This window comes from Ferrovibrio xuzhouensis (assembly GCF_042648965.1).
GTDB lineage: Bacteria > Pseudomonadota > Alphaproteobacteria > Ferrovibrionales > Ferrovibrionaceae > Ferrovibrio > Ferrovibrio xuzhouensis.
Genome location: NZ_JBHRYJ010000006.1, coordinates 90816 through 114359, shown reverse-complemented (window position 1 = coordinate 114359; position 23544 = coordinate 90816). Strand labels below are relative to the sequence as shown.

Below are 23544 nucleotides of genomic sequence, written 5' to 3'. Positions count from 1 at the left end.
CCGCATGGCAGGTATGAAAATCCCAGGCATGAAAAAAGCCGCCCGAAGGCGGCTTCATTCCTGTGGCCTGACTGTATTGTCGGGCAGGAGGTACGGCTCAGGCCGTACCTTCGCGCTGGGCGCGCTTGCGGGCCAGCTTGCGGGCGCGGCGGATCGCCTCGGCCTTCTCGCGGGCACGGCGCTCGGACGGCTTCTCGTAATGGCCGCGCAGCTTCATCTCGCGGAAGATGCCTTCGCGCTGCATCTTCTTCTTCAGGGCCTTCAGGGCCTGATCGACATTGTTATCGCGCACCAGGACTTGCACGTGTGTCCCATCCTTTCGGGTAGCAAAGAGAATCCGTCGCGGGGCAAGGCCGCCGCAGGTCGCGCGTTCTAACACGCTGCCCCCCCTTTGTGAAGCGGCTTTGTTCACAATCAGGGATCTGGGGCTGTAATATTTAATCCAGAAAACCGCCATTTACGTAATATTTCGAGCCGGACCGGATGCTTGGCCGGCGGCGGCGGCTGGCCTAGGCTGCCGGTATGGCCATTCTGAAAATCGCCCGCATGGGGCACCCGGTGCTGGCCCGCCCGGCCGACTCGGTGCCGGACCCGACCGCCCCGGAAATCCACGACCTGATCCGCGACATGGTGGATACCATGATCGACGCGCCCGGCCAGGGGCTGGCGGCGCCGCAGGTGCATGTGTCGCTGCGGGTGGCGGTGTTCCTGACCCCGCCGGAGGGCGACCCGCCGCAGCGCGAACTGGTCACCCTGGTCAATCCAAGCTGGCAGTCGGTCGGCGAGGAACAGGACATAGCCTGGGAGGGCTGCCTCTCGGTGCCCGGCCTGCGCGGTCTGGTGCCGCGCTACACGCATATCCGCTATAGTGGCACCCTGCCGGACGGCAGCCGGCTCGACCGCGAGGTCGGCGGCTGGCATGCCCGGGTGGTGCAGCATGAACTGGACCATCTCGACGGGATTCTCTATCCCCAGCGCATGGATGACCTGAAGGATCTGGTCTTTGAAAGCGAATTGCGGCACCGCGCGCCGCTGCAGCCCGAGGAGCGCGAAGAATGAGCGACGACCATCTGCTGACCGAGAAACGCGCCCTGCTGGACGCGCTGCTGGTGCATGTGCCGTTCGACGGCTGGAGCGCCCGGGCACTGGCGGCGGCGGCCAGGGACTGCGGCGATGACGCCGGCCTGGCGGCGCGTGCCTTCCCTGACGGCGCTATCGCCGCGCTGGATTTCTGGATCGCCGAAACCGATACCGCCATGCTGCAGGCACTGGAGAGTCGCGACCTCGGGGCGATGAAGGTGCGCGAGCGGGTGAAGACCGCGATCCTGACCCGGCTCGAGCTGGTGGCTGCCCATCGCGAGGCGGTGCGTCGGGCGCTGACGTTGGAGGCCCTGCCGCAGCATGCGCCGCGCGCGTTGAAGCAGGTCTATCGCACCGTCGATGCCATCTGGTATGCCGCCGGCGATACCGCGACGGATTTCAACTTCTACACCAAGCGGCTGCTGCTGGCCGGGGTCTATTCGACGACCCTGCTGCGCTGGCTGGACGACAAATCGGAGGGTTTCGCCGCCACGGCGGACTTCCTCGACCGGCGGCTGGCCGATGTCATGCGCATCCAGCAGGCCAAGGGCCGGCTGTCGAAGCTGGTTGAAAGGCTGCCGGACCCCCGGCGCTTCATGCACCGGATGCCGTAATCGCCGGATTCAGGAAAGGGGTGGGGCTCTCAGACCGACAGGCTGACGCGGCGCCCGGCATCGCTCGGGCTCTGCGCCGGGGTGGCCGCACCGCTGGCGGTATAGTTCAGCGCCGAGGTCTGGGACGTTTCGGGCTGGCTGGTTTCGGGCTGGCTGGCCGACTCCGGCCGTGCGCTGCCGACATTGCTCAGGCGGTTGAGCGTCTGGGTCAGGGTCAGCACCGTCGCGCTGCTGTCATTGGCGGCCGGCTGGTTGTTGCGCTGGCTCTGCTCGGCGCTGGCGGCCTGGACGACAGCCCCGGTGGTCTGGGTCTGCACGCCCTGGTCCTGCCCGGCCTGCTGGCCCGCCTGCAGGTACTGCTGGATGCTGAGGCCGCGGGTCTCGTCGCCGCTGTTCTGCGCAGAGGACTGCGGCGGGCGGGGCTGAAAAACCGCCGCACCGGCGGAAGACGCGCCGACACCATCAATCGGGGGCATGGTTGCCGCTCCAGGCCGGACGCCAACGCATTTCTCGCGCGGGCCGGACAGGGCCACCGATCCTCGGCAGCCGGGTCACCAGAAATTCTGGGTAATAATATAGTCCTGCCGCCCGCCGCCGCCAAGCACTCGTAAGCAACTATAATAATAGAGTTTTTATGACACTTCCGGGTCCGGCGCCCGGCCCGGCGGGTAAAGCCGGTTGACGTGGCCCATCTTGCGGCCGGGCCGCGCCTCGGACTTGCCGTAGAGATGCAGCCGGGCATTCGGCTCGGCCAGCAGGGCTGGCCAGGCATCGATCTCGTCGCCGACCAGGTTTTCCATCACCGCGTCGCAGAGCCGGCCGCCGTCGCCGAGCGGCAGGCCGCAGATCGCGCGGATATGCTGCTCGAACTGCGAGGTGAGAGCCGCATCCATGGTCCAGTGGCCGGAGTTATGCACCCGCGGCGCCATCTCGTTGACGAGGACATGGTCGCCGCAATCGAACAGCTCGACCGCCAGCACGCCGACATAATCGAGGCCCTCGGCCAGCTCGCGGGCAATGCGCTCGGCCTCGGCCGCAAGGGCCGGCTCGATCCGCGCCGGGGCATGGGTGCGCCACAGGATGTGGTTGCGGTGGATATTCTCGACCGGCCCCCAGGAGACGATGCTGCCGTCAGTGCCGCGCGCCAGCACGACCGACAGCTCACGGTGGAACCGCACGAAACCTTCGGCGATCAGCGCGTCGGATTTCAGCGCCGCGAAAGCCGCCGGCACATCGTCGACGTGGCCGATCTTGGCCTGGCCCTTGCCGTCATAGCCCATACGGCGGGTCTTCAGCACCAGCGGCAGGCCGATGGCGGTGGCGGCCGCGCAGAGATCGGCGACATTCGCCACCGCCCGGTAGGGCGCGGTGCCGATGCCGCGCGCGCTGCAGAAATCCTTTTCGAACAGGCGATCCTGGCTGATGCGCAGCGCCTCGGTGCCCGGGCGGACCGGTACCAGCTTGGCCAGCGCTGCGACCGGATCGAAGGGGATATTCTCGAATTCGTAGGTGACGACGGCGCAGGACTGGGCAAAGGCCGCCATGGCCGCGGCATCGGTGTAGTCGCCGCGGGTAAACTGCGCGGCCACTTCGGCGGCCGGCGGATCGGCCTCGGGCGCGTAGATATGGCAGTGATAGCCAAGCCGCGCCGCCGCCAGCGCCAGCATGCGGCCAAGCTGGCCGCCGCCGAGGATGCCGATGGTGCTGCCGGGCGGGATCGCGGCCATGGCTATTTGCCGCTGACCGGCTTCGGCTTGACGGATTTGGTCTGTTTCGCGCGCCAGGCCTGCAGGCGCTTCGACAGGGCCGGGTCGTTCAGGGCGAGAATACTGGCCGCCAGCAGGGCGGCGTTGATCGCGCCGGCCTTGCCGACCGCCAGCGTGCCGACCGGCACGCCGCCCGGCATCTGCTGGATCGACAGCAGCGAGTCGAGGCCCTTCAGCGTGCGGCTTTCGACCGGCACGCCCAGCACCGGCAGATGCGTCATGGCGGCTGCCATGCCCGGCAGATGCGCGGCGCCGCCGGCGCCGGCGATGATCACCTGCAGGCCGCGATCGGCGGCGGTTGTCGCATAATCGTAAAGCCGCTGCGGGGTACGGTGGGCCGAGACGATGCGATGCTCGGCCGGCACCTTCAGCGCCTGCAGGATCTCGGCGGCATGCTGCATGGTCGCCCAGTCGGACTGGCTGCCCATGATGATGCCGACCTTCGGCCCCTTGCGTGACGCCATCTCTGCACTCCCGTCGCGGAAAGGCGCGGATTATAGGGAGCGGCGGCGCCCTGTAAAGCCGCCATGGCCGCCCCTATGACAACCGCCGGGTGTGCAGCCCTGCCGGGTGGCGGTTTCCGGTGATCCATGATTTGTTAACACCATATGCGGCATGAAACATGGAATATGCCGTAGAAGGGGGCGATTACGGCCCATGTCGAGAATCGAGGATCGCCGGCCGGTAGGTCTGGGGACGGGCACGACGCCGATAGGCTCGTCGGGCGGCACCGTGCGCCCGACGCTGATCGGTGGTGCCGCGGCGCCGCAGGCGGCCCAGCCGGTGGCCGAGGCCGGCGCCACCGCCACCGTGATGGGCATCCCGGAGACTGAACTGACACCCAGGGTGCGTGACGCGATCATGCGGCTGATGGGCGAGGTCGACCAGCTGCGCGGCGAACTCAACCGCACCAAGCACCGGCTGGCCGAGCTGGAGCGGCTGGCCGACCGCGACACCCTGACGCCGCTGTATAATCGCCGGGCTTTCGTGCGCGAACTGAGCCGCGCCATGGCCCATGTCGAGCGCTACAACCGCCCCTCGGTGCTGATCTACTTCGACCTCAACGGCCTGAAGGAGATCAACGACAAGGAAGGTCATGGCGCCGGCGACGCGGCGCTGATCCAGGTCGGGCAAATCCTGCTCGACAACACCCGCGAGAGCGACATCGTTGCCCGGCTCGGTGGCGACGAATACGGCGTGATCCTCAGCGAGACCGACCCCCAGCAGGGCCGCGAGAAAGCCGACCATCTGGCCGAGGCGATCCGCCGCCGGCCGCTGCACTGGGAAGGCAAGGTGCTGCAGCTCGATGCCGCTTATGGCGTCTATCCGCTGAAGCCCGGCGAGGACCCCGGCGCGGCGCTCGCTGCCGCCGACCAGATGATGTACAGCCACAAGCTGGCCCGCCGCGCCGCCCGGCGCTGACGGGCGGGCCGTTTCAGCCGATGTAGCGCGAGGCCCAGGCGCTGAGCACATCGGCGACATAGATCGCATCGGCCTGGCGCGACAGCAGGTGGTCGGCATCGTCGAGCGAGACGTAACTCTTCGGATGTTTGGCGGCCTGGAAGATCTGCTGGGCATTCTCGACACCGACGGTCAGGTCGCGCGGCGCATGGAAAACCAGCAGGGCGCGTTTCAGCATTTCCACCTTGTGCAGCAGCTTCTGGCCGCGCACATCGTCGAGGAACTGCTTGCGGATGGTGAAATTGCGGCCGGCGAGTGTGACCACCGCCATGCCCGACTGCTCGATGGTCGACAGGTCGGCCTTGAAGTTTTCCACCACATGCACGGCATCGGCCGGTGCGGCGATGGTGGCGACCGCGCGCGCCTCGGGCACCTCGCCGGCGGCGGCCAGCACCGCAGCCCCGCCCAGGCTGTGGCCGATCAGGATGGCCGGCGGCTGGTGTTCCTGGCGCAGGTAATCGGCGGCACAGAGCAGGTCGGCCACGTTCGACGAGAAATTGGTATTGGCGAATTCACCTTCGCTCATGCCCAGTCCGGTGAAATCGAACCGCAGCACGGCGATGCCACGTTCGGCCAGCGCACCGGCAATGCGGCTCGCGGCATAGATATCCTTCGAGCAGGTGAAGCAATGGGCGAAGACCGCATAGGCCCGCACCGGGCCGGCCGGCAGTTCCAGCCGCGCCGCCAGCGTGTCGCCCTGGGCACCGGTGAAGGATACTTTCTCGGATTGTGCGGGCATGATCAGTCTCCGGCGGCAGCCGGCTCGCGCCGGGTCGGGTCGAGGGTGAACAGTTCCTGCGGCCGGCCGACGCCGCGCAGCGCGTAACGGCCGACCGAAACGATGCGGTCGCGATAGGCTTCCGGCACCTCGGCGGCGAATTCCGCCGACATCAGCACGCCCTGGTCGACCGAGCGGCACATCGACGAGATGCGGCTGACCTCGTTGACGGCCGGGCCGACCACGGTGAAGTCGAGGCGGTCGTTGCTGCCGATATTGCCATAGAAGACATCGCCGACATGCAGGCCGAGATAGACCGAGGTGACCGGCCGGCCCTCGGCCGTGCGGCGCGCGTTCAGGGTGGCGACACGCCGGCGCAGGTCGGCTTCCGCTGCCAGCGCCTGGCGGCAGGCATCGCCGGCATCGGCCGACTTGAAGATCGCCAGCGTGCCGTCGCCGACCAGCTTGAGGACGTCGCCGCCGGCCTCGTGTACGGCAGAAATCACCGCATCGGCATAGTCATTCAGCAGCGGGATGATCTCGTCGGGGGCCGCCGTGTCGGTGATCGCAGTGAAGCCGCGCAGGTCGGAAAACCACAGCACGGCATGGATGCGATCGGCGACGCCGCGGGCGATGCGGCCGCCCAGCACCCGGCGGCCGGCATCGCGGCCGAGATAGACCTCGACCAGGGTGCCGGCGACGCGGGCCAGCGAAGTACATTTGACCGCCAGCGCCAGCGCGGGGACCAGGCGACGCATCGCCGCCAGATCGTCGTCGCAGAAGCCGGTGGCATGGCTGGTGGTCCAGTGCGAGTAGAAGCAATCCATCTCGCCGATGTGGTTATCGCCGGGAAACCTGTGCAGCAGGGCGACGTAATCGGTCTGGCCCTCGTCGCGGATTTTCTCGAGATGGGCAAAGTCGGGCGGGTCACCGTCGCAGAAGCGGCGCCGCAGTTCGCTGCCGCCGGTGGTCAGCAGGTGATAGAAGCTGGTCTTCTGCCATTCGTCCGCCGACTCGCCGTCGCTGGTCGGACCGTATTCGACCTGCCACTGGTCCTGGCTGCCATCATGGCGCCAGAAGAAGGCGCGACCCTCGTAGACCGGATGCAGCGTGTCGATGAAGGCCAGCGAGCGACAGAGATCGAGACCGGTTTCGCGGCACAGTTCGCTGAAACCCTTCAGCAGTTCGTATTCCGATATCCCGGCCAGTCCGCGTTCGACCAGCCAGCCGGCAATCCGCTCGATGTCGCTGTCCTGCATGCCGGGCATTGTCGATATTTGCCGGGAAAAGTCCACCGGCCGCAGTGCAGCATGGCTCGATTTCTGCCACTCCGGGCTGGGTTTCGGCGCGCGGTCACCCCATAATCATCGCTATGGCTGTGCTGCGGATACCGGATGTCCTGCAGGCCATGCTTCGTCGCTGCGGCGGCGGCATGACACGCCGGCCTGTTGCCGTCATTGCGGCGCTGCTGCTGGCCACAGGCCTGGGCCTTGCCACCAGACTGCCAGCCGCAGAAGAAGCGGGCCGCACGGCGGTGATCCTGCGGGTTGCCGATGCGATCGGCCCTGCCACTGCCGATTATGTCGTGCGCGGACTGGCGGCGGCGGCCGAACGCAGGGCCGCGCTGGTGGTGCTGCGGCTCGACACGCCAGGCGGGCTCGACGGCTCGATGCGCGCGATCATCAAGGCGATCCTCGATTCCCCGGTGCCGGTGGTCACCTGGGTCAGTCCATCCGGCGCCCGGGCGGCCAGTGCCGGGACCTATATCCTCTATGCCAGTCATGTGGCGGCGATGATGCCGGGCACCAACCTCGGCGCGGCGACGCCGGTGCAGATGGGCGGCGGCGGTCTGCCCTTTGGCGACGGTGACGACACGCCAGCGGAAGGCAAGGACAAGGGGCCGCCGCCGAAGACCGCCATGGAAAAGAAGATCGTCAACGATGCCGCCGCCTATATCCGGGCGCTCGCCGACCTGCGCGGCCGCAATGTTGCCTGGGCCGAACAGGCGGTGCGCGAAGGCGCCAGCCTGCCGGCGGCCGAGGCGGTCAAACAGCATGTGGTCGACCTGCTGGCCGGCAGTCTCGACGACCTTTTTGCCCAGATCGACGGCCGTGTCGTGAAACTGCGCGACACGGAATTCGCTATCGACAGCCGCGGACTGACCGTGGTGCCGCTCGATCCCGACTGGCGCAGCGAACTGCTGGCGGTGGTGACCAACCCCAATGTGGCGCTGATCCTGATGATGATCGGCGTTTACGGCCTGATTTTCGAATTCATGAATCCGGGCGTCTTTTTCCCCGGCGTGATCGGCGCGATCTGCCTGCTGACCGGCCTGTATGGCGTGGCAGTGCTGCCGCTGAACTACGCGGGGCTTGGCCTGATGCTGCTCGGCGTGGTGCTGATGGTGGCGGAGATGTTCACGCCCTCGGTCGGTGCGCTCGGCATCGGCGGGGTGATCGCCTTCGCGCTTGGCGCCACTATCCTGATCGATACCGACATGCCGGCCTTCACCGTCGACTGGCCGGTGATCGCGCTGATGGCGGCGCTCAGCCTCGGCTTCATCTTCGTGGTGCTGCGGCTGGCGCTCAGGGCACGACGGCGACCGGTGGTGACCGGGCCGGAACAGATGCTGGGCGCCCCGGCCCGCGTGCTCGACTGGGAGGGCCCGGTCGGTCATGTGCTGGTGCATGGCGAACGCTGGCAGGCCGCTGCCGCCGATCCGGCGCGGGTCGACCAGTTGCATATCGGCAGCGCGGTGCGGGTCACCAGGCTTCAGGGGCTGACCCTGGTGGTCCGGCCGCTCGACAGCGACCGACCGTCCTCAACAGACAATCGCCAAGGAGCAGGATGATGTGGATGCAGATGTCTTATTATGTGCCGGTCGTCGTGCTGGTGGTCGTTTTTCTGGCGGCCGCGATCCGCGTGCTGCGCGAATACGAACGCGGCGTGGTGTTCACGCTGGGCCGCTTCACCGGGGTTTCCGGTCCCGGCCTGATCATCCTGGTGCCCTTCATCCAGCAGATGGTGCGTATCGACCTGCGCACCGTGGTGCTTGATGTGCCAAGCCAGGATGTGATCTCGCGCGACAATGTCTCGGTCAAGGTCAACGCGGTGCTGTATTTCCGCGTTGTCGATCCGGAAAAGGCGATCGTGCAGGTGGCCGACTATCTCGCCGCCACCGGCCAGCTTGCCCAGACGACCCTGCGTTCGGTGCTCGGCAAGCACGACCTCGACGAGATGCTGTCCGAGCGCGACAAGCTGAACCACGACATCCAGGAAATCCTCGACACCCAGACCGATGCCTGGGGCATCAAGGTGGCCAATGTCGAGATCAAGCATGTCGATATCAGCGAGAGCATGATCCGGGTGATCGCCCGCCAGGCCGAGGCCGAGCGCGAGCGCCGCGCCAAGGTAATCAATGCCGAGGGCGAGCTGCAGGCGGCGCAGAAGCTGCTGGAGGCCGCCGAGATCATGAGCGGCCGGCCCGAGGCGATGCAACTGCGCTACCTCAGCACGCTGGCTAGTATCGGTGCGCAGAACAGCTCGACCATTGTATTTCCCTTCCCGCTCGACATGATACGGAACCTGACGGACAAGCTCGGGAAGCCATAGCCGATGGCGGCAGACAGCGATTACGTGGATTTCGTGCTCGACTGCATGGCGGGACTGGGTCCGGTGCGGCCGGTGCGGTTCTTTTCCGGCACCGGTCTGACCATGGATGGCGTGCAGTTCGCCATGATCACCAAATCCAGCCGGCTGTTCTTCGTGGTCGACGATGCGACGCGGCCGCGCTACCAGGCGGCCGGCATGGAGCCCTTCTGGTATACCCGCAGCACCGGCCGGCGCGAGGTGCAGCGCTGGTACGAACTGCCCGAAGATGTGCTGATGGACCCGGACGAACTGCGGCGCTGGGCCATGGATGCGATTCGCATCGCCGCGACGACGAAAAAGCCGAAACGCGTGAAGCCGGCGGCGGTGAAGGCGGCGAAAAAGCCCGCGGCGAAACCCAAGACGGTAAAGATGTCGAAGCCGAAGGCGGTGAAAAAGACAGCCGTGCCCAAAAGAAAAGCCGCTCCCAAAAGAAAACAGGACGCTCGGTGAGCGCCCTGTTTCCATGCCGCGAAATGACGGCTGATCAATCCCCGCCAGCCGGCGGAGCAGATGCTTCCTCAGGCATCTATATCGGCTTCTTCGCGCATCAGGTAGAAACACGCGAATAAAGGCAGGCCGCTGAGAAACGCCGCGACCTGCACGGCGATCATCTCGTCGAGATGGAACCAGCTGACCAGATTATCGGCGACAACAAAGAACTGCAGCAAAGCGAGGACGATGAAAAAAGCGATTCCGGGGAAAGGCATGGTCGTATCTCCTGTCAAAGAATTTTCTGAAATGCACTTGGCTTGTTGGAAAGAAGCCTAGCCACGGCCCTGTGACCACGCGACCGACAAGCCTGTGACCCCTGTGACCAGCCTGTGATCGGGGCAAAAAAACAGCAGGAAAGATCGGGAAAACCGGGATTTATCCAACCGCAGCGGGCAGAGCAGCCCGCTGTTACCGCCCCGGTTGGGGCGGCCGTCGCAAAGACGGAAAGCGAGTCTAGCGCCGGCGACCGGCGTAGCGTTTTTCGATGGCGGTGAACATGGCGCGCAGGCCGGTGGCCTCGGCACCGAACGGGCGGCCGGGCCGGGCACGCGGCATCCAGGCGAACATGTCGAGATGCGCCCAGGACTTCGTCTTCTCGACGAATTCGTTGAGGAACAGGGCCGCCGTGATCGAGCCGGCGAACGGCGTGTCGCCCGAATTGCTGATATCGGCGACCTTGCCCTCGATGTATTCGCGGTAGGGCTTGTACAGCGGCATGTGCCACAGCGGATCGGCGGCGGCACGGCCGGCCTCGAGCAGGGACTGCGCCATCGCGTCGTCGTTGCTATACAGCGCCGGCAGGTCGGGGCCGACGGCGACGCGGGCAGCGCCGGTCAGCGTCGCGCAGTCGATCAGCCAGTCGGGTTTCTCGCCATCGGCCTCAGCCAGCGCATCGGCCAGCACCAGCCGGCCTTCGGCATCGGTATTGCCGATCTCGACGGTCAGCCCCTTGCGGCTGGTCAGCACGTCGCCCGGCCGCATGGCATTGCCCGAGACGCTGTTCTCGACTGCGGCGATCAGCACGCGCAGCCGCACTGGCAGCTTCATCGCCATGATCGCGGTGGCCAGCCCCAGCACCACAGCGGCGCCGCCCATGTCCTTCTTCATCAGCAGCATGCCGGCCGAGGGCTTGAGGTTGAGGCCGCCGGTGTCGAAGCAGACGCCCTTGCCGACCAGAGTGAGTTTCGGGTGCTTCGGGTTGCCCCAGACGAGGTCGATCAGGCGCGGCAGGCGATTGGAGGCACGGCCGACCGCATGCACCATGGGATAATTCTGTTCCAGCAGTTCGTCGCCGATGATGCAGTTGAACTGGGCGCCACCGATCAGTGCCGCGGCGCGGGCGGCTTCGGCCAGGTCGGCCGGACCCATGTCGGCCGCCGGGGTATTGATCAGGTCGCGGGCCAGCACGATGGCCTCGTAGAGGGCGATCACGCGGGCGCGGTTGGCCTTGGCGGGCCAGACCAGCTTCGGCTTGCCCTTCTTGCCGGCGGCCGGTTTGCGGTAGCGGTCGAAGCGGTAGCCGGCCAGCGCCCAGCCCAGCGCCGCATCGTCGCCGGCTTTGCTGTCGGCCAGCCGGTATTCGCCTTCGGGCAGGGCCTGGGCGATGGCGGCCCAGGACCACAGGTCGGGCGTCTCGCCGATCCCGGCCAGCACGCGGGCCGCCCGCCCGCTGCGGTTGTCGGGCAGCACCAGCACCTGGCCGGGCTTTGCTGTAAAACCCTGGGCGGCGGCCCAGGCGGTCACGGCCGGCTTTTCGCGACTGCGCCGCGCGGTCCACTGCTTCGGCGTATAGGTCTCGACCGGGGTGGCGGCGGGGGTCTTGGCGGTCAGGGTGGCGGTCACGGCAGGCCTCTTCGACGGAACTCGTGGCTGGGCGGCACTATGGCTCTCGTTTATAAGGGTTTTGGCAGCGCCACGAAACAGACGGAGACCGACCTTGGCCGACCTCGTGATCGTTATCGGCAACAAGAATTACTCGAGCTGGAGCCTGCGGCCCTGGCTGGCGCTGAAAGCCACCGGCGAGCCTTTCGAGGAGGTCATGGTCACCCTGCGCCAGCCGGAGACCAGGGCGAAGATCATCGCCCATTCGCCGGCCGGCAAGGTGCCGGTACTCACCCATGGCGACCTGCTGGTCTGGGAGAGTCTGGCGATCTGCGAGTATCTCGCCGAGGCGTTTCCCTATGTCGGCCTGTGGCCGTCCGACCCGCGCGCCCGTGCCGTCGCCCGCGCGGTGTCGACCGAGATGCATGCCGGCTTTACCGGCCTGCGCCGTGACCTGCCGATGGACATTCACAGCAAGGGCACGACCTCCGGCGTTGCCGGCGAGGAAGCCCGCGCCGACATCGCCCGGGTGCAGCAGATCTGGCAGGACTGCCGCGGCCGCTTCGGCGACATCGAGGGTGAGGAGGGCGGGCCCTTCCTGTTCGGCCGCTTCAGTGTCGCCGACTGCATGTATGCCCCGGTGGCGACCCGCTTTCGCACCTACGGCGTGAAACTTGATCCGGTCTCGGCGACTTATGTGGATGCGATCTATGCCCATCCGGCGATGCAGGACTGGATCGCCGGGGCGAAGGGCGAGGCGCCGCTGCCGGAGAACTGACCGGCGCCCAGGCACTCGGGCCTCAGGTGATGAGGCGCAGTTCGCGGTAGAAGCGTTCGGCGCCCGGATGCAACGGCGTCGACAGGCCGGTGACGGCGGTGCCGAGGCGGATTTTCTGCGCCGTCGCGACGCCGGAATCGAGAATCTTGCGGTTCTGCGGGCGCCACAGGGCCCGCACCACCTGATAGGCGAGATCCTCGTCCAGGCTGTCGGCGACCACCCACTGCATGCCGATGCTGAGCGTCTCGACCTCGCCGACATCGGTATAGGTGCCGAGCGGGATGATATCGCGGCTGAAGAACCGGTGGCGCTTCAAGGCACCGTCGATCTGCTTGCCGGCCAATGGCACCAGATCGGCGACGCCGCGCGCGGTCAGATCGCCCACCGTCGGCGCCGGCTGTCCCGAGATCAGGAAAAACGCATCCAGTTCGCCACGGGTCAGCAGATCGGTGGCCTCGCCGGGATCGACTTCCAGCACTTTCATCTGGTTCAGCCGCAGGCCATAGGCGGCGAGGATGATCTCGGCATTGAAGCGGGTGCCCGAGCCGGTGCGATCGATCGAGAGGCGCTTGCCCGGCAGGTCGGTGATGCTGTCGATGCCACTGCCGCGGCGGACCACGAGATGCACCGTCTCGGGATACAGGTTGGCCAGGACGCGCAGGTTAGGTTGCTTGGCGCGGCGGAAATAGACGCCCTCGCCACTATAGGCGGAATAGATCAGGTCGGCCTGGGCGAAGCCGGATTCGACGCTGCCGTTGGTGACGGCGGCGATATTGGCGACCGAGCCGGGGCTGGTCAGGGCGACCGCGATCAGGCCCGGCACGCCACAGGAGCCGCCACGGTCACAGGGCCGGCTGCCCGGCGGATTGGAAATCGCCGAGGCGATCAGGGTGCCGACCGGAAAGGCAGTGGTATGGGCCGAACCGGTCAGGATGCGAAAGAAGCTGCCGCCGCCGGCCGGAGCGCCAGCCGGAGCGCCAGCCGATGCTTCGGGGGCGCTGCTGTCCTGGGCTGTTGCCGTGACGGCCCCACCCGGCAGCAGGCCGGCAGCGATGCCGGCCGCGACGGATGAGGCGAGGAAATCCCGGCGGCGCATGCTTCAATTATACGCTGGCGACGGACGGGCCGCCAGTCCGGGCATACAAGCCCACAGGGCTCAGACTGAATCTGATGCCGGCTCGGCGAGCACGGGGGCGGTGGGCAGGCGGTCGAATCTCAGCTTGGCGACCAGCACGGCAACAGTCAGGCCGAGCGTGACGCCATTGGCGGCAATCAGGCCGGGCGAGCCGATCAGCAGGCCGTAGACGAGCCACAGCAGGATGCCGGCATTCATCAGCAGGAACATGCCGAGCGAGATGTCGCGGGCCGACCGGCTGCGCCAGACCTTCACCACCTGTGGCACATAGGCCAGCGTGGTCAGGCCGCCGGCGATCATGCCGACAAGTTCGATGGCGTCAGTGGAAAGCATGGCGCTGGAAAGCACGGGATCCGACATGGTGTCACACCGGAACAGAGGGACCTGAAAGACGGGCAGGCGGCCAGGACGTGAAAGCCGGGCCGCCCGGCGTCAGACCCGCGCGATGAAGGCGTTCTGCAGCTTGGCGATTGTAGCGCGCAGCGCGCCGTCGTCATAGGGCTTTGCCGGCAGCTTGCCCCAGATCGGTCCCGGCCAGGCCGGGTCTTCCCGGAAGCGGGCGGCGACATGGATGTGCAACTGGGGTACCATGTTGCCGAGTGCGCCGACATTCAGCTTGTGCGGCTGGAACACATGCAGCAGGACGCGTTCGGCCTGGGCGATCTCGTTGATCAGCAGCTTGCGCTGCTTTTCGTTCAGGTCGGCGATCTCGGTCAGGTTCTCGGCGGCGGGGATCAGGATCAGCCAAGGGTACTGGGCGTCGTTCATCAGCTGCACGAGGCAAAGCTTCATGCGACAGACAGGCAGCGTGTCGCGGCGCAACTGGTCGTGCAGTGTGAACATCTTATAAAGCTCGCTTTCCCTGTCCCGATCGGATATCGGATCGCGCAGATAAACCAAACCCTGAGGGCTTGTCCATGCCTGCTTCATCGTTGCCCGCTCTGCGCGTGAAACCGCGCGAGGAACGACGCGTTAAGGGTGGCCACCCTTGGATATACTCGAACGAACTGGAACTCGACCAAACGGCGAAGGCATTGCCGCCAGGCAGTCTGGTGCGCGTGTTCGATGCCCATGGCGGCGGCATCGGCGTCGCGAGTTTCAATCCGCATTCGCTGATTGCGGCACGTCTGTGGTCGACTGACACCGGTGCGCGCATAGACGAAAAATTCCTCGCTGCCCGGCTGCACAGCGCGCTGGCGCTGCGTCAGCGTTTTTTCCGCGCGCCATTCTATCGGCTGGTGCATGCGGAGGCCGACGGCATGCCGGGCTTCATCATCGACCGCTTCGGCGATGCGGTTGCCGTGCAGGCCAATACCGCCGGTGCGGAGGTGCTGACGCCACTGCTGCTGCAGGCCCTGCAGGCGGTGCTGCAGCCGCGCGCCATTGTGCTGCGCAATGATTCACCGGTGCGCAAGCTGGAAGGCCTCGAAGAAGAGATCCGGCTGGCGCAGGGCAGCATCGATCCGCTGCCGCAGGTGGAGGAGGGCGGCCTGCAGTTTGCCCTCGACCTGCTCGAAGGCCAGAAGACCGGGTGGTATTACGACCTCGCCGAGGCGCGCGCGAAGATGGCGTCGCTGTCAGCCGGCCAGGATGTGCTCGACTGCTATTGCCATACCGGTGCCTTCGCGCTGACCGCGGCAAAGGCCGGCGCGAAATCGGTCCGTGGCATCGACCGGTCCGAACTCGGCATCACGCTGGCGACGCAGGCGGCGAAAGCGAACGGTCTCGACCGCATCGCGCGGTTCGAGAAGGCGGACGGCTTCGAGGCGCTGGAGAAACTGAACGCGGAAGGCGCGCGCTTCGGCATCGTCATTACCGATCCGCCCAACTTCGTCAAAAGCCGCAAGGACCTCGGCCCCGGCAGCCGCGCCTATCGCAAGCTCGCCAAGCTGGCGGCACCGCTGGTGGCGCCGGGCGGCTTCTGGTTCGTCGCCTGCTGTGCCCATCTGCTGCCGGGCGAGTTGTTCGCCAAGGAAGTCGCCATCGGCCTCGGCCAGTCCGGCCGCAACGGCCGGATCGTCTTCTCCGGTGGCGCCGGCCCCGACCATCCGGTGCACCCGCATGTGCCGGAAAGCGCCTATCTGAAATGGCAGGTGCTGCAGCTCGACTGAGCCGCTGGCGCCGGTCCGCTATCGTCGGTTCTGTGCGGCGAACCACGACTCCAGCCGGCGGATCGCCTCGGCCACCACCGCCTCGTCCATGCAGAACGAGAAGCGCAGGTAATGCCGGCCCTGCATGGTGTCGAAATCGACACCCGGCGCGGTGACCACGCCGGTCTCGTCCAGCATGCGCCGGCAGAAGGCGACGCTGTCGTCGGTGAAATCGCCGATATCGGCATAGAGATAGAAGGCGCCGTCGGGCGGCGCGAAGCGGGTGATGCCGAAACGCGGCAGGGCGGCCAGCAGGGCGTCGCGGTTGCGCGCGTAGGCTGAAACGCGGGCGGTCATTTCGTCGTCGGTCTCCAGCGCTGCGATGGCGGCGATCTGCGACAGGGTCGGCGCCGAGATCTGCAGGCTGCCGTGCAGCGCCTCGATGCGCGGCACCAGCCGTTCGGGCAGCACCAGCCAGCCGATGCGCCAGCCGGTCATGCCCCAGAATTTCGAAAAGCCGTTGATGACGATGACGTCGTCGCCGGCGGCCAGCGCGGTGTCGGCCGGGCGGTCGTAGGTGACGCCGTGATACAGCTCGTCGACGATCAGCCACAGGCCGCGGCGGCGGCAGGCGGCATGAATGGCTTTCAACTCGGCCGCCGTCAGCATGGTGCCGGTCGGGTTGGCCGGGCTCGCCACCACCACGCCGGCGACTTCGGGCGGCAAGGCGTCGATCATCGCCGGCGTCACCTGGTAGCGCGTCGCGGCATCGGTGCCGAGGCGGTATGGCACCAGGTTCACGGCTTTGAGCGTGCCGCGATAGGCCGGATAGCTCGGCTCGACCACGGCCACGGTCTGCCCGGCCTCGAAGGCGGCCAGGAAGGCCAGCAGCAGCCCCGACGATGTGCCGACGGTGACGGCGATGCGCGCGGCCGGGATGTCGAGGCCGTGACGGCGGCGATAGAGCTGTGCGATGCCCTCGCGCAGGGAAGGCATGCCGAGGGCCTCGGTATAGCCGATGGTGCGGCCGTCGCTCAGCGCCCGGCTGGCTGCCGCCACAACTTTGGGCGACGGCGGCAGGGTCGGTTCGCCGACCAGCAGGTTGACGACTTCGCCGCCCGCCTTCACCCGGGCATTCACGGCCTTGTAGATCTCCCACATGCGGTAGATCTCGACATCGCTGCGCGGCGAGGGCTGCGGCGGCGGGGCGAAAGCGGCAGGCAGGTCGGGTGCGGCGGGCATGGCTTACTCGGCGGAGAAGGTGACGGCCTCGATGCGGTAGCCGTCGGGATCGCAGACGAAGGCGGCATAATAGCCGGGCGCATATTGCGGGCGGATGCCGGGGCCGCCGTCATCCTCGCCGCCATGGTTCAGCGCCAGGGCATGGAAGGCCTGCACGGCGCCGCGGCTGTCGGTGCGGAAACAGATGTGGCAGCCGGAGGCGGGATTGCGCGGGGCCGGGCTGGTGCTGGGATTGAGCCAGAACTGCGCGCGCGTCGTGCCATAACCGACACCGTGCTCACCGTCATACAGCCGGGTGATGCCGAGCGGCTTCAGCGCCGCGTCGTAGAAAGCTGTGCTGCGGGCCCGGTCGCTTACGCCGATGGAGATGTGGTCGAACATATCTAACCTCCTTTAAGGTTAGATGCAGGTTTACCACCAAATGCGCCATTGGCCAACATCACGCCGAGCACGATGGCCGGAATGCCGGCCCAGCTTGCGGTGTCCGGCCATTCGCCGAGCAGCGGAATGGCGGCGACGGCTGCCAGCGCCGGGGCCAGTGCGCCGAAGGCGGCGGCTTTCGTGGGTCCGAGCCGGGTGACGGCCACGCTGTAGGTGAACAGGCTGATCACGCCGGACAGGATTCCCTGCACCAGCTGCAGGCCGATCTCCGGCCAGGGCGTGGTGGCCAGATGCGAGGGCAGGGCGAGGAAATAGACCGGCGCATAGAGGGCGCCGCCCAGCACGTAGATGAAGGCGATGGCCGGCAGGGCCGGCAATGCCGCCCGCTTCAGCGCCAGCGTATAGCCGGCCCACAGCGCGGCGGCGGTCAGGAACAGCAGATGGCCGCGCCAGTAGCCGGTGCCGAGCAGGAACAGATGGTAGCCGCCGATGGCCAGCACGCCGACGACGATTAGCGCGAAACCGCCGAGCCGCACCGCCGGATAGCGTTCGCCGAAGACCACCGCGGCGAACAGCGCGACGAACAGCGGCATGGCGCCCGGCATCATGGCGCCGGCATGGGCGGCCGGCGCGAACTGCATGCCGCTCATGCCGACCAGCAGGAAGGGCATGCCGCCGCCGACCGCCATCAGGCCGAGCTTGAGCGGGCCGGCCTGGCGCAGCCGCGGCCAGGATTTCACGCAGAGCGGCGCCAGCAGCAGGGTGGTCGGCGCGTAGCGCAGGAAGGCGACGTCCCAGACGGTCAGGCTGTGGGTGGCGCCGAAGCGGCTGACCACGATGAAGCTGGCCCAGATCACGATGGTGACCAGCGCGGCGCCGACGCCCAGCAGGCGGTCGCGCGGCAGCAGGTCGGCGGCGGCAAGCGGGGCCGGCGGGACGGGAAGCGGCGGGGCAGTGTTGGTCATGGCGGCATCATGCATATCCGGGGTCGGCATGTCCTTGCGCATTTGTGCCTTGAAACGCTAGATTCCAGCAACAACAGGCCTTCACGGGTCGAAATTGAGGTGGATCATGCCCGATTCCGGGCTGGACGAATTCGACCGGCGAATCCTCGCCGCCCTGCAGGCGGACGGCCGGCTGAGCAATGTCGAGCTGGCTGACCGGGTTGGCTTGTCGCCGTCGCCCTGCCTGCGCCGGGTCAAGCGGCTGGAGCAGGAAGGCTATATCCGCGGCTATCGCGCCATCCTCGACCGCGGCCGGCTCGGCCTTGGCCTCACCGTCTATATCGAGATCAAGGTCGAGAAGCATTCGGCGGAGAATGCCGCCGCGCTGCAGAAGACGCTGGAGGCGATGCCGGAGGTGGTGGCGGCCAATATGGTGTCGGGCGAGCCGGATTTTGTCGCAGAGCTTGTGGTCGCCGACCTCGCCGCCTACGAAAGGCTGCTGACCGGGCAGTTGCTGGTGCTGCCGATGGTCAAGGACATCCGCTCCAACTTCGTGCTGCGCGCGGTCAAGGCCGACGGGCCGCTGCCGATCGGCGGGGGCAGTATCGCGCGTGGCATTACCGGACGATAACCGGCTGTCCTCTCGACTCTTTTCCGACGCCCCCGTATAGTCCGCCGGTCGCCGCAAAGCCGCCATATTACCAGCCTAGAACCCGTCCGGACCGGATCACGTCCGGCCGGGGGATCAGGCGAGATCAACGGCCGCTGCCGGCGTTCTGCAGTCATCATTTCGCCAAGGGCAGCCATGCGCTACTCGGGACTTTTCGTCCTTCTCCTGATCGCCGCCGTCAACATTGCCGGCTGGGCCTATCTCAACCGCCCGGTCGAGCCGCGCCCCTGGGGGCAGCTGATCAATGGCGTCGACTATTCGCCGTTCCAGGGCGATCAGGATCCGCGCGGCGACAAGATGCCGAGCGACAAGGACATCGAGCGCGACATGCAGCTGCTGGCCGGCCAGGTCAGGCAGATCCGCACTTACTCGACACTCGACGGCCAGGGCAAGATCGCCGAGATCGCCGACCGCTATGGCCTCGAGGTCGTGCAGGGCAGCTGGCTCGACAGCCGGCTTGAGCGCAACGAACAGGAAATCGCCAATCTCGTCCGCATCGCCAAGACGCAGGACAACGTGCACCGCGTGCTGGTCGGCAACGAGACCCTGCTGCGCGGCGACATGCCGATCCAGGATCTGATCCAGTATATCCGCCGCGTGCGCACCGAACTGTCCGGCCGCCATGTCGAGGTGTCGACACCGGAGACCTGGGATATCTGGCTGCGCTATCCGCAGCTCGGCAAGGAAGTCGATTACATCGCCATCCATCTGCTGCCCTACTGGGAAGGCCAGCCGGCCGACAAGGCGATGGAATATGCGCTCAGCCGCTACCAGCAGGTCAAGGATGCCTATCCGACCAAGAAGGTGGTGATCACCGAGATCGGCTGGCCGTCGGAAGGCCGCATCCGCCGCGATGCCGTGCCGAGCCCGACCACCCAGGCCGGCTTCCTGCGTGCCTTCCTCAACACCGCCAACCAGCGCGGCCTCGACTATTTCATCCAGGAAGCCTTCGACCAGCCGTGGAAGCGCAACATCGAGGGCTCGGTCGGCGCCTACTGGGGCATCTATACCGCCGACCGCACGCCGAAATTCCCCATGGTCGGCCCGGTCAACGACCGGCCGCACTGGCCGCAGCTGGCCGCCGCCAGCGTGCTGTTGGCCCTGCCGCTGATGGCCTGGTTCCTGGCGCGCTGGTCCGAGCTGCGTTTCTTCGGCCGCTTCTTTTTCGGCGCGCTGATCCAGCTGGTGACCTCGGCGCTGGTCATGGTGGTCGATTCCGGCCTGCGCACCTACATGAGTCCCGGCATCGCGCTGATGTGGGCGATGCTGCTGCCGCTGCTGCTGCTGCTGTTCATGGTGGTGCTGGCGGAAGGCCTCGAACTGTCGGAAGTGATCTGGGCCAGCCGGCGCAAGCGGCATTTCCTGCCGTTCCCGTCGGACGTCGACCGCAGCTGGCCGAAGGTGTCGATCCATGTGCCGGCCTATAACGAGCCGCCGGAGATGCTGAAGAAGACGCTGGATGCGCTGGCGCGGCTCGATTATCCGAATTTCGAAGTCCTGATCATCGACAACAATACCAAGGATGAGAAGATCTGGCGGCCGGTTGAGGAATACTGCGCCACGCTGGGCGACCGCTTCCGCTTCTTCCATGTTGCGCCGCTCAAGGGCTACAAGGCCGGGGCGCTGAACTTCGCGCTGAACAATACCGCGCCGGATGTCGAGATCGTCGGCGTGATCGATGCGGACTATCTGGTCGAACCGGACTGGCTGAAGTCGCTGGTGCCGTATTTCGATCGCCCGGACATTGGCTTCGTGCAGGCGCCGCAGGACCATTACGACTGGCCGGGCGACACCTTCAAGGAATTCATCAACTGGGAATATGCCGGCTTCTTCCAGATCGGCATGGTCCAGCGCAACGAACGCGATGCCATCATCCAGCATGGCACCATGACCCTGGTGCGCCGCGCCGCCATCGACCATGTCGGGCGCTGGGCCGAGTGGTGCATCTGCGAGGATGCCGAGATGGGCCTGCGCCTGCTCGCCGGTGGCTGGCATTCGGTCTATACCGACCGCCGCTATGGCTACGGCCTGACGCCCGACAGCTTCTCGGGCTACAAGAGCCAGCGCTTCCGCTGGGCCTATGGTGCGGTGCAGATCATCAAGCGGCACTGGCGCGACATGCTGCCGGGCGACGAGCGCAAACTCGACCCGATGCAGCGCTACCATTTCGTCACCGGCTGGATGCCGTGGTTCGCCGATGCGCTCGGCCTGATCTTCGCCATCGCCTCGCTGGTGTGGACGGTCGGCGTGCTGATCCTGCCGAAGTATTTCGAACTGCCGCTGGCGCTGTTCCTGCTGCCGGTCGTCGCCGTGTTCGGCGCCAAGCTGGCGCAGTTCCTGTGGCTGTATAAAATCCGCGTACCCTGCAGCTTCCGCCAGCGCATGGGCGCCGGCCTCGCCGGTCTGGCGCTGACCTATACCATCGCCAAGGCGATGCTGTATGGCCTGTTCACCTCCAAGCTGCCCTTCATCCGCACGCCCAAGCACGAGGGCCAGGCGGCGGTCATCCAGGCGCTGATCATGGCGCAGGAGGAGGTGCTGCTCGGCGCCCTGCTGCTGCTGGCCGGCATCGGCATGTGGAACTTCCAGGGCGGCGAGGATCCGGAAGCGCGACTCTGGGCGATCGTGATGTGGGCGCAGTCGGTGCCCTACTGGGCGTCGCTGGCGCTGGCGACGATCAGCACCATGGGACGCCGGCCGGACGCGCCTTCGGCGGCGCCGGCGGACAAGCCTGCTGCGGCCAAGCCGACCGACATTCCCTCGCAACAGGGCAGTCCGGCGCAATAGCCGGCCCCGCACACTCCCGACCGGACCGCCATCGCATGCACGCGCCGACATCGAAGCCGGCCTCCCGCATCCTGCTGCTGTTTGCCTGCGTGGCACTGGCGGCGGCGCTCAACATTCTCGGTTGGTGGTGGCAGAACCGGCCGGTGCCGGTCGGCGACAACGCGCCCGGCGCGGTGCCGACCGAGATCGCCAGCGTGTCCTTTGCGCCGTTCCGCCGCGGCCAGGGGCCGCTCAACAAGGTCTATCCGACGCCCGAAGAGGTCGAGGAGGACCTCGCCAGCCTGCGCGGCATCACCCGCGGCGTGCGCACCTACACGGCGCGCGAGGGCCTCGATATCGTGCCGAAGGAAGCCGGCCGCTATGGCATCAGCGTCATGCAGGGCGTCTGGCTCGGCGCCGACCTCGCCATCAACGAGGCCGAGGTGGCAGCGGCGATCAAACTCGCCAACGAATACCCGGAGACCATCAAATCGCTGGTGGTCGGCAACGAGGTGCTGCTGCGCAAGGACCTCACGGTCGACCAGCTGATCGGCTATATCCGCCGCATCAAGGCGGCGGTGAAGCAGCCGGTGACCTATGCCGATGTGTGGGAATTCTGGCTGCGCTTCCCGCAGCTGCTGAACGAGGTCGATTTCGTCACTGTGCATTTCCTGCCCTACTGGGAAGACATGCCGGTCGGCGTCGACCACGCCATGGCGCATATCATGGAGGTCTACCGCAAGGTACGGCAGGCGCTGCCCGGCAAGCCGGTGGTGATCGGCGAGGTCGGCTGGCCGAGCCAGGGCCGCTCGCGCCGCGCCGCCATCCCGTCGCAGATCGAGGCGGCGACCTTCATTGCCGACTTCCTGCGCCTCGCCGAGCGCGAAAAGCTGCAGTACAACCTTGTCGAGGCCTTCGACCAGCCGTGGAAGGTGGCGCTGGAGGGCACCGTCGGCGGCGCCTGGGGCGTGCTCGACGAATTCCGCCAGCCGAAATACCAGCTCGGCGGCAAGGTTTCCAATCTGCCGCAATGGCCGCTGGTGTCCGGCATCGCCCTGCTGGTGGCCCTGATCCTGCTGATCCCGCGGGCGCCGCGGCTGGCCGCCCTGCCACTGCCGCGCATGCTGGCGGCGGTGCTGTATGTGCAGATGCTGGGCGCCTTCCTGGCCGGCACGTTCGAGTTCGGCCTGTCGCACAATTATTCCATGCTGCGCTTTGGCGAATTCGTGGTGATGGCCCTGTTGCAGGCGGTTTTCGCCGGCCTGCTGACCGGCGAATTGCTCGACCGCTTCGGCCGCCGGCCGCAGCCGGCGGCACCTGTGCTGCCGCTGGCGGCACGGCTGGCCGAGATCCGCCGCCTCGCACCGCTCTATCTGCCGTTTCTTTATCGCCGGGCGGCGCCGGCCCTGCAGGCTCAGTTCCGCGACCGGCAGCGTGCCCGTGCCGGGGAGTGGCTGTTCGGACTGTTCGCGCTGCTGGCCGCCTATCAGTGCCTGATGCTGGTGGTCGCCGGCCGCTATCGCGATTTTCCGCTCGACTATTTCCTGCTGCCGGTCTGCGGCTTCGCCGCCCTGCGATTGCTCGGCGTCTGGCTGGGTGGCGGCAATGAGCGCGGCGCGGCCCTGCTGGCGCTCGGAGCCGCCTTCACGCGGCAGCCGCAGCCCGCAGGTACGGCTGCCGGCGGCAGTTTCCTGGTCGAGGCGGCGCTTGTCTTCCTGCTGCTGGCCCTGCCGGTGCTAGTGCTGCTGATCGAGACGCTGAGCAATCGCGAGGCGATCTTCTGGTGCCTGACGGCCGCGGCCTATGCCCTGCCGCTGCTCGGCAATCTGCTGCTGGCACGACGCGCCCCGCCGGCCTGACCTGCAGCCACGGCGCGGGCCTTGCGAGCGCGGCAAAATCGGCAATAGTGGGCCATTCTTCCGGATGATCCGCGCA

Annotated in this window: 25 protein-coding genes; 11 read left to right on the top strand and 14 right to left on the bottom strand. The window is 66.9% G+C overall.

Annotated features, from left to right (window positions below; genetic code table 11):
* Window positions 1-97: 97 nt before the first annotated feature.
* Window positions 98-304, bottom strand: a complete 207-nt coding sequence (gene rpsU, locus ACFOOQ_RS20600) for a 30S ribosomal protein S21 (RefSeq protein ID WP_291006836.1) — start codon at window positions 302-304, stop codon at window positions 98-100.
* Window positions 305-522: 218 nt separating this feature from the next.
* Between rpsU and def the strand changes: the two genes are divergently transcribed.
* Together def and ACFOOQ_RS20590 are read left to right on the top strand one after the other, a co-directional pair.
* Window positions 523-1059 (top strand): peptide deformylase, encoded by a 537-nt coding sequence (gene def / locus ACFOOQ_RS20595; protein WP_379729589.1) that lies wholly within the window; start codon window positions 523-525, stop codon window positions 1057-1059.
* Entirely contained in the window at window positions 1056-1694 is a 639-nt protein-coding gene (locus tag ACFOOQ_RS20590; RefSeq protein ID WP_379729588.1) for a COQ9 family protein, read from the top strand. The genes def and ACFOOQ_RS20590 overlap by 4 nt, the downstream gene beginning before the upstream one ends.
* A gap of 29 nt (window positions 1695-1723) precedes the next feature.
* Here ACFOOQ_RS20590 and ACFOOQ_RS20585 read toward each other — a convergent pair whose 3' ends face one another.
* From ACFOOQ_RS20585 to purE, 3 genes are all read right to left on the bottom strand, one after another.
* Window positions 1724-2170 (bottom strand): hypothetical protein, encoded by a 447-nt coding sequence (locus ACFOOQ_RS20585; protein ID WP_379729587.1) that lies wholly within the window; start codon window positions 2168-2170, stop codon window positions 1724-1726.
* 156 nt (window positions 2171-2326) lie between these two features.
* On the bottom strand, window positions 2327-3421 hold the full coding sequence (locus tag ACFOOQ_RS20580) for a 5-(carboxyamino)imidazole ribonucleotide synthase (protein ID WP_379729585.1): 1095 nt from the start codon (window positions 3419-3421) through the stop codon (window positions 2327-2329).
* 2 nt (window positions 3422-3423) lie between these two features.
* The gene (gene purE / locus ACFOOQ_RS20575; RefSeq protein ID WP_379729584.1) at window positions 3424-3924 is read right to left on the bottom strand and encodes a 5-(carboxyamino)imidazole ribonucleotide mutase; all 501 of its coding nucleotides are present in this window, start codon (window positions 3922-3924) and stop codon (window positions 3424-3426) included.
* A gap of 193 nt (window positions 3925-4117) precedes the next feature.
* Between purE and ACFOOQ_RS20570 the strand changes: the two genes are divergently transcribed.
* Window positions 4118-4882, top strand: coding sequence for a GGDEF domain-containing protein (locus ACFOOQ_RS20570; protein ID WP_379729583.1), 765 nt, complete (start codon window positions 4118-4120; stop codon window positions 4880-4882).
* 13 nt (window positions 4883-4895) lie between these two features.
* Here the strand turns inward: ACFOOQ_RS20570 and ACFOOQ_RS20565 are convergent, their stop codons facing one another.
* Together ACFOOQ_RS20565 and ACFOOQ_RS20560 are read right to left on the bottom strand one after the other, a co-directional pair.
* On the bottom strand, window positions 4896-5660 hold the full coding sequence (locus ACFOOQ_RS20565; protein WP_379729582.1) for an alpha/beta hydrolase family protein: 765 nt from the start codon (window positions 5658-5660) through the stop codon (window positions 4896-4898).
* 2 nt (window positions 5661-5662) lie between these two features.
* Window positions 5663-6898: an adenylate/guanylate cyclase domain-containing protein gene (locus tag ACFOOQ_RS20560; RefSeq protein ID WP_379729581.1), complete on the bottom strand. Its 1236-nt coding sequence runs from the start codon at window positions 6896-6898 to the stop codon at window positions 5663-5665.
* A 173-nt stretch (window positions 6899-7071) separates the two neighbouring features.
* Between ACFOOQ_RS20560 and ACFOOQ_RS20555 the strand changes: the two genes are divergently transcribed.
* Genes ACFOOQ_RS20555 through ACFOOQ_RS20545 form a run of 3 tightly spaced genes read left to right on the top strand, consistent with a single transcriptional unit; the run spans window position 7072 to window position 9740 of the window.
* Entirely contained in the window at window positions 7072-8490 is a 1419-nt protein-coding gene (locus ACFOOQ_RS20555; RefSeq protein WP_379729580.1) for an NfeD family protein, read from the top strand.
* A 5-nt stretch (window positions 8491-8495) separates the two neighbouring features.
* Window positions 8496-9251: a slipin family protein gene (locus ACFOOQ_RS20550; RefSeq protein WP_379729579.1), complete on the top strand. Its 756-nt coding sequence runs from the start codon at window positions 8496-8498 to the stop codon at window positions 9249-9251.
* A 3-nt stretch (window positions 9252-9254) separates the two neighbouring features.
* Complete coding sequence (locus ACFOOQ_RS20545) at window positions 9255-9740, top strand: TfoX/Sxy family protein (protein ID WP_379729578.1); 486 nt, start codon at window positions 9255-9257, stop codon at window positions 9738-9740.
* A 68-nt stretch (window positions 9741-9808) separates the two neighbouring features.
* On the opposite strand, the gene ACFOOQ_RS20540 is transcribed toward ACFOOQ_RS20545, so the two are convergent.
* Together ACFOOQ_RS20540 and ACFOOQ_RS20535 are read right to left on the bottom strand one after the other, a co-directional pair.
* Window positions 9809-9997, bottom strand: a complete 189-nt coding sequence (locus tag ACFOOQ_RS20540; protein ID WP_379729577.1) for a hypothetical protein — start codon at window positions 9995-9997, stop codon at window positions 9809-9811.
* Window positions 9998-10235: 238 nt separating this feature from the next.
* Window positions 10236-11624, bottom strand: a complete 1389-nt coding sequence (locus tag ACFOOQ_RS20535) for a leucyl aminopeptidase family protein (protein WP_379729576.1) — start codon at window positions 11622-11624, stop codon at window positions 10236-10238.
* Window positions 11625-11718: 94 nt separating this feature from the next.
* Here ACFOOQ_RS20535 and ACFOOQ_RS20530 point away from each other — a divergent pair, with 94 nt between their 5' ends.
* Window positions 11719-12381: a glutathione S-transferase family protein gene (locus ACFOOQ_RS20530; RefSeq protein ID WP_379729575.1), complete on the top strand. Its 663-nt coding sequence runs from the start codon at window positions 11719-11721 to the stop codon at window positions 12379-12381.
* 22 nt (window positions 12382-12403) lie between these two features.
* Here the strand turns inward: ACFOOQ_RS20530 and ACFOOQ_RS20525 are convergent, their stop codons facing one another.
* The 3 genes from ACFOOQ_RS20525 to ACFOOQ_RS20515 all read right to left on the bottom strand — a co-directional run bounded on the left by ACFOOQ_RS20525 (window position 12404) and on the right by ACFOOQ_RS20515 (window position 14359).
* Complete coding sequence (locus ACFOOQ_RS20525; protein ID WP_379729574.1) at window positions 12404-13477, bottom strand: TAXI family TRAP transporter solute-binding subunit; 1074 nt, start codon at window positions 13475-13477, stop codon at window positions 12404-12406.
* 60 nt (window positions 13478-13537) lie between these two features.
* Window positions 13538-13876: a SemiSWEET family sugar transporter gene (locus ACFOOQ_RS20520; RefSeq protein ID WP_379729573.1), complete on the bottom strand. Its 339-nt coding sequence runs from the start codon at window positions 13874-13876 to the stop codon at window positions 13538-13540.
* Window positions 13877-13948: 72 nt separating this feature from the next.
* On the bottom strand, window positions 13949-14359 hold the full coding sequence (locus ACFOOQ_RS20515; RefSeq protein WP_379729572.1) for an HIT family protein: 411 nt from the start codon (window positions 14357-14359) through the stop codon (window positions 13949-13951).
* A gap of 74 nt (window positions 14360-14433) precedes the next feature.
* Here ACFOOQ_RS20515 and ACFOOQ_RS20510 point away from each other — a divergent pair, with 74 nt between their 5' ends.
* On the top strand, window positions 14434-15627 hold the full coding sequence (locus tag ACFOOQ_RS20510) for a class I SAM-dependent rRNA methyltransferase (RefSeq protein WP_379729571.1): 1194 nt from the start codon (window positions 14434-14436) through the stop codon (window positions 15625-15627).
* Window positions 15628-15645: 18 nt separating this feature from the next.
* Here the strand turns inward: ACFOOQ_RS20510 and ACFOOQ_RS20505 are convergent, their stop codons facing one another.
* Genes ACFOOQ_RS20505 through ACFOOQ_RS20495 form a run of 3 tightly spaced genes read right to left on the bottom strand, consistent with a single transcriptional unit; the run spans window position 15646 to window position 18194 of the window.
* A complete protein-coding gene (locus tag ACFOOQ_RS20505; RefSeq protein WP_379729570.1) occupies window positions 15646-16848 on the bottom strand; it encodes a pyridoxal phosphate-dependent aminotransferase in 1203 nt (400 codons plus the stop codon).
* 3 nt (window positions 16849-16851) lie between these two features.
* The gene (locus ACFOOQ_RS20500; protein ID WP_379729569.1) at window positions 16852-17229 is read right to left on the bottom strand and encodes a VOC family protein; all 378 of its coding nucleotides are present in this window, start codon (window positions 17227-17229) and stop codon (window positions 16852-16854) included.
* A gap of 2 nt (window positions 17230-17231) precedes the next feature.
* Window positions 17232-18194, bottom strand: coding sequence for a DMT family transporter (locus tag ACFOOQ_RS20495; RefSeq protein ID WP_379729568.1), 963 nt, complete (start codon window positions 18192-18194; stop codon window positions 17232-17234).
* 106 nt (window positions 18195-18300) lie between these two features.
* Here ACFOOQ_RS20495 and ACFOOQ_RS20490 point away from each other — a divergent pair, with 106 nt between their 5' ends.
* The 3 genes from ACFOOQ_RS20490 to ACFOOQ_RS20480 all read left to right on the top strand — a co-directional run bounded on the left by ACFOOQ_RS20490 (window position 18301) and on the right by ACFOOQ_RS20480 (window position 23468).
* Window positions 18301-18804 (top strand): Lrp/AsnC family transcriptional regulator, encoded by a 504-nt coding sequence (locus ACFOOQ_RS20490; RefSeq protein WP_379729567.1) that lies wholly within the window; start codon window positions 18301-18303, stop codon window positions 18802-18804.
* Window positions 18805-18978: 174 nt separating this feature from the next.
* The gene (locus ACFOOQ_RS20485) at window positions 18979-21630 is read left to right on the top strand and encodes a glycosyltransferase (RefSeq protein ID WP_379729565.1); all 2652 of its coding nucleotides are present in this window, start codon (window positions 18979-18981) and stop codon (window positions 21628-21630) included.
* Window positions 21631-21665: 35 nt separating this feature from the next.
* A complete protein-coding gene (locus ACFOOQ_RS20480; RefSeq protein WP_379729564.1) occupies window positions 21666-23468 on the top strand; it encodes a glycoside hydrolase family 17 protein in 1803 nt (600 codons plus the stop codon).
* Window positions 23469-23544 lie beyond the last annotated feature (76 nt).